At 75.0% G+C, this 12262-nt stretch carries 10 protein-coding genes and 1 pseudogene; 7 read left to right on the top strand and 4 right to left on the bottom strand.

Features of this window, described 5'->3' with window-relative positions; translation table 11 throughout:
* Nucleotides 1–85: 85 nt before the first annotated feature.
* The 4 genes from AB5J87_RS24525 to AB5J87_RS24510 form a co-directional block, all read right to left on the bottom strand.
* Nucleotides 86–229, bottom strand: coding sequence for a SapB/AmfS family lanthipeptide (locus tag AB5J87_RS24525; RefSeq protein WP_369379320.1), 144 nt, complete (start codon nucleotides 227–229; stop codon nucleotides 86–88).
* Between the two features lie 13 nt (nucleotides 230–242).
* Nucleotides 243–2903: a class III lanthionine synthetase LanKC gene (lanKC, locus tag AB5J87_RS24520; RefSeq protein ID WP_369379319.1), complete on the bottom strand. Its 2661-nt coding sequence runs from the start codon at nucleotides 2901–2903 to the stop codon at nucleotides 243–245.
* A 158-nt stretch (nucleotides 2904–3061) separates the two neighbouring features.
* Nucleotides 3062–3295, bottom strand: coding sequence for a ferredoxin (locus AB5J87_RS24515; RefSeq protein WP_369379317.1), 234 nt, complete (start codon nucleotides 3293–3295; stop codon nucleotides 3062–3064).
* Nucleotides 3295–4788, bottom strand: a complete 1494-nt coding sequence (locus AB5J87_RS24510; RefSeq protein WP_369379315.1) for an aldehyde dehydrogenase — start codon at nucleotides 4786–4788, stop codon at nucleotides 3295–3297. The genes AB5J87_RS24515 and AB5J87_RS24510 overlap by 1 nt, the downstream gene beginning before the upstream one ends.
* Before the next feature lie 219 nt (nucleotides 4789–5007).
* On the opposite strand from AB5J87_RS24510, the gene AB5J87_RS24505 reads away from it, so the two are divergent.
* The 7 genes and pseudogenes from AB5J87_RS24505 to AB5J87_RS24475 all read left to right on the top strand — a co-directional run.
* Entirely contained in the window at nucleotides 5008–6078 is a 1071-nt protein-coding gene (locus AB5J87_RS24505) for an MBL fold metallo-hydrolase (protein WP_369379313.1), read from the top strand.
* Nucleotides 6079–6312: 234 nt separating this feature from the next.
* Complete coding sequence (locus tag AB5J87_RS24500; RefSeq protein ID WP_369379311.1) at nucleotides 6313–7563, top strand: prenyltransferase/squalene oxidase repeat-containing protein; 1251 nt, start codon at nucleotides 6313–6315, stop codon at nucleotides 7561–7563.
* 47 nt (nucleotides 7564–7610) lie between these two features.
* Entirely contained in the window at nucleotides 7611–8219 is a 609-nt protein-coding gene (locus AB5J87_RS24495; RefSeq protein WP_369383659.1) for an SCO2322 family protein, read from the top strand.
* Between the two features lie 9 nt (nucleotides 8220–8228).
* Nucleotides 8229–9368, top strand: coding sequence for an energy-coupling factor transporter transmembrane protein EcfT (locus AB5J87_RS24490; protein WP_369379309.1), 1140 nt, complete (start codon nucleotides 8229–8231; stop codon nucleotides 9366–9368).
* Nucleotides 9365–11086, top strand: coding sequence for an ABC transporter ATP-binding protein (locus tag AB5J87_RS24485; RefSeq protein WP_369379307.1), 1722 nt, complete (start codon nucleotides 9365–9367; stop codon nucleotides 11084–11086). The genes AB5J87_RS24490 and AB5J87_RS24485 overlap by 4 nt, the downstream gene beginning before the upstream one ends.
* Nucleotides 11083–11943, top strand: coding sequence for an ECF transporter S component (locus AB5J87_RS24480; RefSeq protein WP_369379305.1), 861 nt, complete (start codon nucleotides 11083–11085; stop codon nucleotides 11941–11943). The genes AB5J87_RS24485 and AB5J87_RS24480 overlap by 4 nt, the downstream gene beginning before the upstream one ends.
* Nucleotides 11942–12217, top strand: a pseudogene (locus AB5J87_RS24475) (transglycosylase SLT domain-containing protein); the annotation flags it as partial. The gene AB5J87_RS24480 and the pseudogene AB5J87_RS24475, both read left to right, overlap by 2 nt.
* Nucleotides 12218–12262: the final 45 nt, after the last annotated feature.

Genomic DNA, 12262 nt, shown 5'->3' with positions numbered 1-12262 from the left:
GGAAGGCGCGCGTGCCCCGGGCGGCGAGCAGACCGCCCGGGGCAGCGTCACACAAACGTGTTCAGTTCAGCTGTGCCGTGCTGGTTCAGAGGCAGAGAAGGACGCTGCCGTGGCTGTTCGTGTCACACAGGAGCAGGCTGGCGCTGCTCTCGTCGCCGCCACCGCCGCCGCCACCGCCACCGTGGGTGCGCTCGGGAAGTTCCATCTTCTGCAGGTCGAGAACGCTCATCGTGATCTCCCTTTCAGACTTCGGTTGATCTTTCCGTGGGGACGGGTGTTCTCCGTCCAGCCCCTGACTCGGGGGCCGATCTGGGGGCCGCCGGAAGCGGCGGCAGGAAGGGCAGACCGGCGGGCCGGTGGCGGCGGCCCGTCGCGCCGGGCAGGGCGCCCAGGGCGAGCAGGCAGCCGGCCGTGCCGGTCGCCAGGTCCATGGAGAGCCGCATCATCTGGTCGCCGGGAAAGGCCAGGTGGCCCTGGTAGGGCACGGCGTACCAGGCGAGCGCGGAGGTCTGTTCGTCCAGCCGGTCGCGCGGGGCGCGGGTGCGGGCCAGGTGCAGGACCATGCCGGCACGGCCGCTGAAGAGTCCGGGCTGGGCGTAGTAGCGCGACTGGGCGACGGGCAGGATCGCGGCCCGCGCCTCGGCGAACTCCTCGTCGTGGCGGTGGGCGAGGTAGTCGTCCAGCACCATCCCGATGCCGACGCTGCCCGCGCCCAGGTAGGGCATGGTCCGCACGGTCTCGTTCACCTGGAGGGCGCCGCTGCGGTCGCGCCCGCAGCGCGCGAGGTCGCGGCGGAGGAACGCGGCGGCGTGGTCGAGCAGCGCGGGGTCGTGGGTGTGCTCGTACAGCCGCAGGAAGAGCAGGGCCGGGCCGGTCGCGCCGTGCAGGAGTCCGGCGCGGGGCGGCCTGTCGGCCGGTTCGGCGTCCGACGGCTTGGCGAGCAGCCAGGCGGCCTCCAGGGCCCGTTCGCGCAGGTCGCTCTCGCCGGTGGTGCGGCCGAGCGAGTCCAGGGCGAGGCCGAGTCCGGCGAGGCCGTCGTGGAGCCCGGGGCCGAGCTGCTGCCACTTCTCGTCGAGGATCCGGTCGACGAGGGCCAGGGCGCGCTCGGTGTGGCCGAGCCGGTCCAGGACGTAGGCGACGCCGCTGAGCCCGTCGTAGAAGCCGGGAGGGGTTCCGGCGGCCGGTTCGGCGGTGTGGCGCAGCAGCCACTCCTCGCCTTCCCCGTACCGTCCGCAGCCGGTGGTGTCCAGGGCGTAGAGCACCCCGGCCGCGCCGTACGCGAAGGAGAGGCCGCCGCCCTTGGCGAACTGGGAGATGTCTCCGGGGAAGAGCCGGTCGTCGCGCTCGGGGGTGGCGGAGGCGAGGATCGCGGCGGCCATGGATTCCCGGGCGGCGGGCCATTCGCGCGGCCCGCACGGCAGGTAGGGCGTCGCCGGTGGTGCGCCGGCGCCCCGGATGACCTGTACCGCCTCCTCGAAGAAACCTTTCGGCGCGTCGGGGAACTGGCTCGCCGCGACCTCGGCCAGGTGCGCCGCCTTCTCCGGGTCCACCACGAGCAGCGTGGTCATCGGGACGAACAGGGCGAGCCGCAGACAGGCCAGGGCGTACCGGTCGACGTCGAACCCGGTGCGGTCGCGCGGGGCGATGAACCCGGGGTGGGCCATGGCCTGACCCCGGTAGTCGTCGGCCGGTACGGCGGCCTCGAAGTCGAGCAGCCGCACCACGGGAGCGCCGCCGTCCTCCTCGGGCGCCACCATCATGTTGAACATGTGCAGGTCGTTGCAGACCAGGCCGCGCGAGTGCACCGCCGCCACGGCCCGCTCCACCGACCGGTGCACCCCGAGCGCCCAACTCGTGTACGCGGCCACCTCGTCCGGGTCGGGATCGACGGTGATCAGCGGGTGGCGCGTGGCGAAGAAGGAGTTGAGCGTGCGCCCCTCCAGGAATTCCATCACCAGGAAGCGGTGCTCGCCGAGCACGAACCAGTCGCGCACCTCGGGGGCGACCCCGAGTCCACAGAGGCGTTCCAGCGCGGCCTTCTCGCGCTCCAGGCGGGTCACCGCGTCGCTGCCGTCGGCGGCGAGCCCGGCGTAGGGGCGGGCCTCCTTCAGCACGACCTTGCTGCCGTCGCGGGTGTCCGTTCCGGCGTACACCCCGCCGCCGTTGGAGAAGTGCAGCGCCCGCTCGATGGCGTACGGCAGGTCGGTGACGGTCGTCGCGTTGCGGGCCTCCAGCTGGGGCCGCAGGAACTCGGGGAGCGTCACCCACTCCGGCACCTGGAACGCGGGGTCGCGGCGGTCGGGGACGAGCACCCCCCGCCCGTCCTCGATCGCGGGCACCAGGGCGCCGCCCTCACCGACGCAGTGCCGCTCGACGAAGGCCCCGTACCGTACGTACAGCGGGCCGGACCTCCAGCGCAGATCGGTGAGGATGTAGGGGCCGGGCTCGCCTTCGAGCAGCTCGCCCAGCTCGCCCAGGATCCGCTCCAGCTCGGCCTCGTCCGCCGGGTAGAGGGTGGCGAACTTGCCGCTGGAACCGCGCCCCGCGTACTTGGAGTTGCGCAGGTGCAGCGCCGGTCTTCCCGGTACGAACTTGAACGGGACCGCTCTGGGGACGCAGTACTCCCACACCTGGGCCGCCGTCTTCTCGGCGTTGTCCAGACACGCCGAGACGTGGATCTTCCAGCCCTGGCGGGGGAGGCCCGGACGCGGCCGGCCGTCCTCGTCGACCGGGGTGAAGTGGAGCCAGTCCCCGGAGAGGGAGGTGCGCCACCCCTCGGGGACCGGGCGCTGGGCCGCCTCGAAGAGCGCTGCCGGCTGCCCGGTCGTGGACGACGACAAGCGGTCCGGAGTCTCGTAGAAATGCCTGTCCGCCAGGCAGAAGACCTCGTACCGCTTGTCCATCGCTTCCCCCCTCGGTGGCGTGGCAACGAAGGTGCCACGCCTGCCGGGGGCCGGACAGTCGCATGTGTCATACGGTCACTGTGCGGTACGCATGCGTCAACCTGTGTTCGAACGGGGGTGGACGGGACGGGAGTTGATCCCGGGCGGCTGCGGGCCGCTCACTCCTCCGGCGGGAAGACCGGCTCCCCCGAGTCGCGCAGGGTGATGCTGATCGCCTCCACCGGGCACCCCTCGGCAGCCGCCAGGACCTGCTCGTTGGCGTCGGTGTCCGGGGCCTGCGGGCGCGACTGGCGGGCGGTGTCCAGGGCGAATCCGCCGGGCGCGGTGTTCACGCACATGCCGGAGCCGATGCACACGCTCCGGTCGACCTCGACGTGCCAGCGGTCCCCCATCACGCCTCGCCCCCGCCCGCCGCCGCGTCCGGGTACCCGGCCGGCAGGTGGATCATCTTGTGCTCCAGGTACTCCCCGAGCCCCTCGGGCCCGAACTCCCGCCCCAGGCCGGAGTTCTTGTAGCCGCCGAACGGGCCGAGCATGTCGAGGCTGAAGGTGTTCACGTTGAAGGTGCCGGTGCGCACCCGGCGGGCGAAGTCGACGCCGTGCTCGGCGTCGGCGGTCCACACGCTGCCGCTCAGCCCGTACTCGGAGTCGTTGGCGATCCGCAGCGCCTCCTCCTCGTCCCCGTACGGCAGCAGGCAGATCACCGGTCCGAAGATCTCCTCGCGGGCGATCCGCATGGAGTTGTCGACGCCCCCGAAGAGCGTCGGCTCGACGTACCAGCCCCGGTCGCAGCCGGCCGGACGGCCGCCGCCCGCCAGGATCTTGGCGCCCTCCTCCTGGCCGATCCGGATGTAGTCGAGCGAGCGGCGCCGCTGGCGCTCGGCGACCAGCGGGCCCACCTGGGTCGCCGGGTCGAGCGGGTCGCCGACGACCAGCTCCCCGGCCGCCGCCGCGAACGCCTCGGCGAACTCGTCGTAGCGGCTCGCGGGCGCCAGGATGCGGGTCTGGGCCACGCACGCCTGCCCGTTGTTCATCCACGCGGCCGGGACCACCCCGGCCACCGTCGCCGCAAGGTCGGCGTCGGGCAGCACGACGGCGGCGGACTTGCCGCCCAGCTCCAGGGTGACCCGGGTGAGGTTGCGCGCGGCGACCTCCATGACGCGCCGCCCGGCCGCCACCGACCCGGTGAACGACACCTTGTCCACGTCCGGGTGCCCCACCAGGTACTCGCTGACCTCGCGGTCGGCCGGCAGGATGGAGAGCACCCCCTCCGGCAGCCCGGCCTCGCGGGCGATCTCGCCGAGCAGGTACGCGTCGAGCGGCGTCTCGGGCGACGGCTTGAGCACCACCGAGCACCCGGCGAGCAGCGCGGGCGCCAGCTTGGCGGCGGCCACGAACTGCGGCACGTTCCACGGCACCACGGCCGCCACCACCCCGACCGGCTCGCGCCGCACCAGGATCGGCCCGAGCGCCCCGGCCCGCCGCTCCTCGTAAGGGAAGGAGCGCGCCACGGTGATCGCCGAGTCCCACACCATCATCGCGCCGAGCGCCTGGGCGAGGACGCTCCAGGAGTACGGGGAGCCGTTCTGGGCGCTGATGGTCCGGGCCAGCTCCTCGTGGCGCACGGCGATGGCGTCCTTGATGCGGCCGACGACGGCGATCCGCTCGTCCAGGGTGGCGCGCGGCCAGGGGCCCGCGTCGAAGGCCCGGCGCGCGGCGGCCACCGCGCGGTCGACGTCGGCCCGGGAGGCGTGCGGCACCCGGCCGATGACCTGCTCGGTGTGGGGCGAGACCACCTCGATGACGTCGGTGCCGAGGGGGTCGGTCAGCTCCCCGCCGATGTAGAGCCGCGCGTGTTCCACGAGATCGTTCCTGGCATCGGTCATGGTCTGGCGCCTCCCGCTCCGGTCCGCTCCGGACCGCTTTCTGACGGCATTTCAGATCTGCCTGAACTGATACCAGTTCCACTGGTGAGAGTCCACGGGCCGAGCAGCCCCCTTGAGGGTCTACTGGAACAAGTTCTAGTCTGACCGGGCGGCCCCGAACGGCCCGGCGGACGACCAGAGCGGGGTGCCCTGCGCGGCTCCCGGAGACGAGGCTGCCCCATGACGCAACGGCCCCCGGTGAGCGACCACGGCGGAGGCGTCCACTCCCTCGCCGTCCCCATCCCGGACAACCCGCTCGGGCACACCCTGGTGTACGTGGTGGACACCGACCGGGGACCCGTGCTCATCGACACCGGCTGGGACGACCCCGCCTCCTGGACCGTGCTGAGCGACGGCCTCACCCGGCTCGGCACCGCCGTCACCGAGATCCACGGCGTCGTGCTCACCCACCACCACCCCGACCACCACGGCCTCTCCGGCAAGGTGCGCGAGGCGTCCGGCGCGTGGCTGGCGATGCACCCGGCGGACACGGCCGTCGTCCGGCGCACCCGCGAGGCCGCACCCGGCGCCTGGCTCGACTACCTCACCGACAAACTGGCGGCGGTCGGGGCGCCGCCCGAACACACCGCGCCGCTGCGGGCGGCGCGGGCCCGGGGCGCCGCCCGCACCCTGCCCGGCCTGCGGGCCGCGCTGCCCGACCGGGACATCGTCCCCGGCGACCTGCTCCCGCTGCCCGGCCGCCGGCTGCGGGCCGTCTGGACCCCCGGCCACACCCCCGGCCACGTCTGCCTCCACCTGGAAGAACGCCACCCCGCCGACCGCCCCGGCCACGGCCGGCTGTTCTCCGGCGACCATCTGCTGCCCGGGATCACCCCCCACATCGGCCTGTACGAGGACCCCGACGACGCCACCGCCACCGACCCCCTGGGCGACTACCTCTCCTCCCTGGAACGGGTGGCCCGGCTCGGCGCCGCCGAGGTGCTCCCCGCCCACCAGCACGCCTTCACCGACGCGGCGGGCCGGGTGCGCGAACTCCTCGCCCACCACGAGTCCCGCCTCCACGACCTGCTGGCGCTGCTCTCGGCCACCCCCCTCACCCCCTGGCAGCTGGCGGTCCGCATGGAGTGGAACCGCCCCTGGCCCGAGATCCCCCCGGGCTCCCGCAACATCGCGGTGTCGGAGGCGGAGGCCCATGTGCGGCGCCTGGTGAAGGAGGGCCTGGCGGAACCGGCCCCGGGCACGCACCCCCTGGCCTACCGGGCGGTACCGGCCGCTCCCGGCCCCGCCTGAGCCACCCCCGCCCAGCGGGGCGGCCGGTGCGGCGGCCGGTACAGTGGGCTGGTCGAACATGTCCGTACGGGGGACGCCGGTGCGCATCCGGAGTGGTCCGGCCCGGGGCATGGGCGGCCCACAAGGTCATCGGCAAGACGTCGGTGGCCGGCCCCGTCGAGGTACACGGAGCCGGAGCCGTGCGTGCCCCCGCGCCCGCCTGCCCGGCTTCCCGCAGGAGAGGCACCGCCCGCCATGACCGTACGCCGCTGCGCCGCAGCGATCGCCGCCGCCACCGTCGTCCTGGGTGCGGCCCCGGCCGCCTTCGCGGACGGCGCGCCCTCGCCCGCCGCCCCGACGGCGCTCCCGCAGGGGCTGTACGGCACCAAGGACCCGGCGTTCGACGGCGTGTGGCGCCAGTCGCTCGCCCTGCTCGCCCAGAGCACCGTCGGCGTGCAGCCCGCCGCCAAGGCCGTCGCCTGGCTGGCGGGCCAGCAGTGCGACACCGGCGCCTTCCCCTCGTACCGCGCCGACGCCGCCAAGCCGTGCGACGCCAAGACGATGCTGGACACCAACGCCACCTCCGCCGCCGTCCAGGCCCTGGTGGCACTCGGCGGCCACACCGACGCCGTGAAGAAGGGCGTCTCCTGGCTGAAGAGCGTCCAGAACGAGGACGGCGGCTTCGCCTACAACCCGGGCGGCAAGAGCGACGCCAACTCCACCTCCGTGGTGATCGGCGCGCTCGCCGCCGCCGGTGAGAAGCCCGCCGACGCCAGGTCCGCCAAGGGCGGCAAGTCGCCGCTGGACGCGCTGCTGACGTTCGCGATGCCGTGCGACAGCACCCCCGGCTCGGGCGCCTTCGCCTACCAGCCGGACCTCAAGACCGGGAAGCTCTCCGCGAACGGCGACGCCAGCGCCGCCGCCGTGACCGCCGCGTACGGCAAGGGCCTGGCCGCGACCGCCGGGCACGTCGACGCCAAGGGCACCGCCTGCGAGAAGGCCACCACCGTGGAGCAGGCCGCGCACAACGGCGCCGCCTACCTCGTCCGCACGATGGCCAAGTCCGGCCACCTCAACTCCGCGATGCCGGGCGCCGAGAGCCAGCCCGACTACGGCAACACCGCCGACGCGGTCGTCGCCCTCGCCGCCGACGGCCAGAAGGCCCCGGCCGAGCAGTCGCTGCGCTGGCTCCAGCAGAACGCCTCCGGCTGGGCCAAGGACAACGGCCCGGCCGCCTACGCCCAGCTCGTCCTCGCCGCCAACGCGACCGGCGCCGACCCCCGCAAGTTCGGCGGCGCCGACCTGGTGGCCCAGCTGAACGCGACCGGCCCGGCGCCGCAGGGCGCGAGCGCCGAGCAGAGCGGCTCGGCCGTGGCGGAGCAGGACAGCGCCAAGAAGAAGGACGACTCCGGCCTCTCCAAGTGGTGGATCGTCGGCGTCTTCTTCGTGGCCAGCGTCGGCGTCGGCTTCCTGGTCAGCGCCCGCAAGAAGAACGCCCAGCGGTGAGCCGCGCCGGGCTCGCGCGCGCGGTCCTCGCCGCCCCCCTCCTCGCCCTGACCCTCACGGTCGGGGCCGGGGCGGGGACGGCGCACGCCACCGGATACCGGTACTGGTCGTTCTGGGACCGCCAGGGCACGGCCTGGACGTACGCCACGCAGGGCCCGGCCACCGCGCACCCCTCGGACGGCGACGTCCAGGGCTTCCGGTTCGCGGTGAGCGCCGACTCCAAGGACGCGGCGACCCCGCGCCCCGCCCCGTCGTTCGCCGAGGTGTGCGCCTCGACCCCGGCGAAGGAGGGCCGCAAGCGGATCGCGCTGGCGATCGACTTCGGCACCGCGCAGGACGCCCCCGGCGGCGAGACGCCCCCGGCGCCGCGCACCGTCTGCGCCCAGGTGTCCGAGGACGCGACGACGGCCGACGCGCTGGCCGCCGTGGCCAAGCCGCTGCGCTACAACAGCGCGGCCCTGCTCTGCGCGATCGCGGGCTACCCGCGCACCGGGTGCGGCGAGCAGGTGTCGGCGACGAGGCCGGACCCGGCCAAGACGGCGGCCCCGGCGGCCGAGAAGGACGACTCGGGCCCCTCCGTGGGCCTGATCGCGGGCGGGGCGGCCGTCGTCGCCCTCGCGGGCGCCGCGCTGTGGCGCTCCCGCCGCCGGACCTGACCGGCCCCGATGTCCCCCAAGCGAGCCGAAGTCCTGCGGGCGCCCCGCGCCACCCGCTCCCGGGCCCTGCACCCGGGAGCCTGGTGGCTGTGGGCGCTGGGCCTGGCCACGGCCGCCTCCCGCACCACCAACCCGCTGCTGCTGGCCCTGCTGGTGGGAGTGGCGGGCTATGTGGTGGCGGCGCGCCGCACGGACGCGCCCTGGGCCCGCTCGTACACCGCGTTCGTGAAGCTCGGCCTCACCGTCGTGGCTGTGCGGCTGCTCTTCAACATCGTGCTCGGCTCCCCGATCCCCGGCAGCCACACCCTGGTCACCCTGCCCGAGGCCCCGCTGCCCGACTGGGCGAAGGGGATCCGGATCGGCGGCCGGGTCACCGCCGAGGGCACGCTGTTCGCGCTGTACGACGGCGCCAAGCTGGCCGCGCTCCTCATCTGCGTGGGCGCCGCCAACGCGCTCGCCAACCCGGCCCGGCTCCTCAAGTCCCTGCCGGGCGCGCTGTACGAGGCCGGGGTGGCGGTCGTCGTCGCCATGACGTTCGCGCCGAACATGGTCGCCGACGTGGCGAGGCTGCGCACCGCCCGGCGGCTGCGCGGCCGGCCCACCGGGGGCGTCCGGGCGATCCTGCAGATCGGCCTGCCGGTCCTGGAGGGCGCCCTGGAGCGTTCGGTCGCGGTGGCCGCCTCGATGGACGCCCGCGGCTACGGCCGCACCGCGCAGGTCCCGCCCGCCGTCCGCCGCACCACCACCGTCCTCACCCTGGGCGGGCTCCTCGGCGTCTGCGCCGGTACGTACGGACTGCTCGGCGCGGAGGGCGCGGGCTACGGCCTGCCCGTGCTGCTCGCCGGGCTCGCCGCCGCCCTCGCGGGCCTGCGCCTGGGCGGGCGCCGCACGGTCCGCACCCGCTACCGCCCCGAGCGGTGGGGCGCCCGCGCCTGGCTGGTGGCCGGGTCCGGCGCGGCGGTCGCGGCGCTGATGATCCGGGCGGGCGGCTACGCGCCGGGGGCCCTGCACCCCGGTGTCGTCCCGCTCACCGCCCCGACGCTGCCGCTGTGGCCCGCCCTGTCGGTCCTGGTCGGCCTGCTCCCGGCCTTCGTCGCCCCCGCCCCCCACGCCCCGGGCCCCGCACCCGCCCCCCAGGAGTCGCAGTGATCCGCTTCGAGCAGGTGTCGGTCACCTACGAGGGCCACGACCGGCCCACCGTCCGCGACCTGGACCTCACCGTCCCCGAGGGCGAACTGGTGCTGCTGGTCGGCCCGTCCGGGGTCGGCAAGTCCACCCTCCTCGGTACGGTCTCGGGCCTGGTCCCCCACTTCACCGGCGGCGTCCTGCGCGGCCGGGTCACCGTGGACGGCCGCGACACCCGCACCCACAAGCCGCGCGAGCTCGCCGATCTGGTGGGCACGGTCGGCCAGGACCCGCTGGCCCACTTCGTCACCGACACCGTCGAGGACGAGCTGGCGTACGGCATGGAGTCGCTGGGCCTGGCCCCCCATGTGATGCGCCGCCGCGTCGAGGAGACCCTGGACCTGCTGGGCCTCGCCGATCTGCGCGACCGCCCGATCGCCACGCTCTCCGGCGGCCAGCAGCAGCGGGTGGCGATCGGCTCGGTCCTCACCCCGCACCCGAAGGTGCTGGTCCTGGACGAGCCGACGTCCGCCCTCGACCCGGCGGCGGCCGAGGAGGTCCTCTCCGTGCTCCAGCGGCTCGTCCACGACCTGGGCACCACGGTCCTGATGGCCGAGCACCGGCTGGAGCGGGTCGTGCAGTACGCGGACCGGGTGATCCTGATGGCGTCCCCCTCGGCCCCGCCGCTGCTCGGCGGACCGGCCGAGATGATGGCCGTCTCCCCGGTCCACCCGCCGGTGGTGACCCTGGGCCGCCTCGCGTCCTGGGACCCGCTGCCCCTGTCGGTGCGGGACGCCCGCCGCCGGGCCGCCGGCCTGCGCGCCCGGCTCGCCCCGTACGTCCCCCGCGAGCCGGCCGACGCGCCCGCCGCCCCGGAGCGGCCCGCCGCCCCGGCCCGGCCCGCACCGGACCGGGGGCTGCGCGCGGCCCTGGCCCGGCTGCGCCGGGACTCCGCCCCGCGGCCGAAGGACACGGCCGTCGTGGCCCGGCTCGGAGTGCGCCGCGCCCGGGTGGACGCGCTGCGCGAGGTCGACCTCACCCTGGCCCCCGGCCGCACGGTGGCCCTGATGGGCCGCAACGGCGCGGGCAAGTCCACCCTGCTCAACACCCTCGTCGGCATGGTCGAGCCCACCACCGGCACGGTCGCCGTCAACGGCCGCACCCCGCACCGCACGCCCCCGCGCGAACTGATCCGCGAGGTCGGCCTCGTACCGCAGGAGCCGCGCGACCTGCTGTACGCCGACACGGTCGCCGCCGAGTGCGCGGCGGCCGACGCCGACGCGGACGCGGACCCCGGCACCTGCCGGGAGCTGGTCACCGCGCTGCTGCCGGGGGTGCCCGACGACACCCACCCGCGCGACCTCTCCGAGGGCCAGCGCCTGGCCCTCGCGCTCGCCGTGGTCCTGACCGGCCGCCCCCCGCTGCTCCTGCTGGACGAGCCGACCCGGGGGCTGGACTACGCCGCCAAGGCGCGGCTGGCCGAGGTGCTGCGCGCCCTGGCCGCCGAGGGCCATGCGATCGTGCTGGCCACCCACGACGTGGAACTGGCCGCCGAGATCGCCCACCGGGTGGTGATCCTGGCCGACGGCGAGGTCGTCGCGGACGGCCCGACGGCGGACGTGGTGGTCTCCTCGCCCTCGTTCGCCCCCCAGGTCTCCAAGGTCCTGGCCCCGGACCCCTGGCTCACGGTCACCCAGGTGCGCGAGGCGCTGTCCCGCCCGGCGCCCGGGGAGCGGGCATGACCGCCCCGGCCGCGCCCGCCCGCCGGTCCCGCGCGATCCGGCTGGGCCCCCGGGCCACCGCCGCCCTCGTCCTGGTCACGCTCGTCGGGGTCGCCGCCTTCGGCTGGCCGCTGCTCGCCGACGAGAGCTCGGGGCTCGCGCACTCCCAGGACGCGCCCTGGCTCTTCAGCGCGCTGCTGCCGCTGCTGGTGGGCGTGGTCGTCGCCACCATCGCCGACGACGACGGCGGCCTGGACGCCAAGGCCGTCGCGATGCTCGGCGTGCTCGCGGCGGTCGGCGCCGCGCTGCGGCCCCTGGGCGCCGGGACGGCGGGTCTGGAGCCGATGTTCTTCCTGATGGTGCTGAGCGGGCGGGTCCTCGGACCCGGCTTCGGCTTCGTGCTCGGCGCGGTCACGATGTTCGCGTCCGCCCTGCTCACCGGCGGTGTGGGCCCCTGGATGCCGTTCCAGATGCTGGCGATGGGCTGGTTCACGCTGGGCGCCGGGCTGCTGCCGGGCCCGCACCGGCTGCGCGGGCGGGCCGAGCTGGTGATGCTCGCGCTGTACGGGTTCCTGGCGTCGTTCGCGTACGGCACGATCATGAACCTGCAGGGCTGGACGTACATCGGCGGGATGTCGTCGGGGATCTCCTTCCACCCGGGCGACCCGGTGGGCGAGAACCTGCTGCGGTTCGCCGCGTACTGCGCGGCCACCTCGCTCGGCTGGGACCTGGGGCGGGCGGCGCTGACCGTCGTCCTGACGTTCGCGCTCGGCGCGACCGTGCTCAAGGCGCTGCGCAGGGCCACCCGGCGCGCGGCCTTCGAGGCCCAGGTCACCTTCGAGGGTCCCGACAAGGTGAGGCCCCCCACAGGACCTTAGTCTGGCCAAGCGGATGATCCCGAGCGCCGCGCAGTTCCAGTGCTTCAGCAACATCGTCAACCACGAGTCCGGGTGGGACATCCACGCGTCCAACCCGTCGAGCGGGGCGTACGGGCTGGTGCAGGCGCTGCCCGGCTCCAAGATGGCCACCAAGGGCGCCGACTGGCAGACCAACCCGGCCACCCAGATCGCCTGGGGCCCGGACTACATGAACTCCCGCTACGGCAGCCCGTGCGCCGCATGGAACTCCTGGCAGCAGAACAGCTGGTACTGAGCCCCCTGACACCCTGCCTGCGGACCGTGCCGGGTCGCGCGCGCA

Origin of the sequence: Streptomyces sp. cg36 (assembly GCF_041080675.1) — a bacterium.
In the GTDB taxonomy this organism is placed as follows: Bacteria; Actinomycetota; Actinomycetes; order Streptomycetales; family Streptomycetaceae; genus Streptomyces.
The sequence above is the reverse complement of the archived record's forward strand: the minus strand, read 5'-3'. Positions and strand labels throughout refer to the sequence as shown.

Excerpts from the sequence above, each read along its gene's own strand:
- AB5J87_RS24480 (WP_369379305.1), top strand. The coding sequence starts at position 11,083 with ATGACCGCCCCGGCCGCGCCCGCCCGCCGGTCCCGCGCGATCCGGCTG.
- AB5J87_RS24515 (WP_369379317.1), bottom strand. The coding sequence starts at position 3,295 with ATGGGGGACCGCTGGCACGTCGAGGTCGACCGGAGCGTGTGCATCGGC.
- AB5J87_RS24525 (WP_369379320.1), bottom strand. The coding sequence starts at position 229 with ATGAGCGTTCTCGACCTGCAGAAGATGGAACTTCCCGAGCGCACCCAC.
- AB5J87_RS24500 (WP_369379311.1), top strand. The coding sequence starts at position 6,313 with ATGACCGTACGCCGCTGCGCCGCAGCGATCGCCGCCGCCACCGTCGTC.
- AB5J87_RS24510 (WP_369379315.1), bottom strand. The coding sequence starts at position 4,788 with ATGACCGATGCCAGGAACGATCTCGTGGAACACGCGCGGCTCTACATC.
- lanKC (WP_369379319.1), bottom strand. The coding sequence starts at position 2,903 with ATGGACAAGCGGTACGAGGTCTTCTGCCTGGCGGACAGGCATTTCTAC.
- AB5J87_RS24490 (WP_369379309.1), top strand. The coding sequence starts at position 8,229 with ATGTCCCCCAAGCGAGCCGAAGTCCTGCGGGCGCCCCGCGCCACCCGC.
- AB5J87_RS24505 (WP_369379313.1), top strand. The coding sequence starts at position 5,008 with ATGACGCAACGGCCCCCGGTGAGCGACCACGGCGGAGGCGTCCACTCC.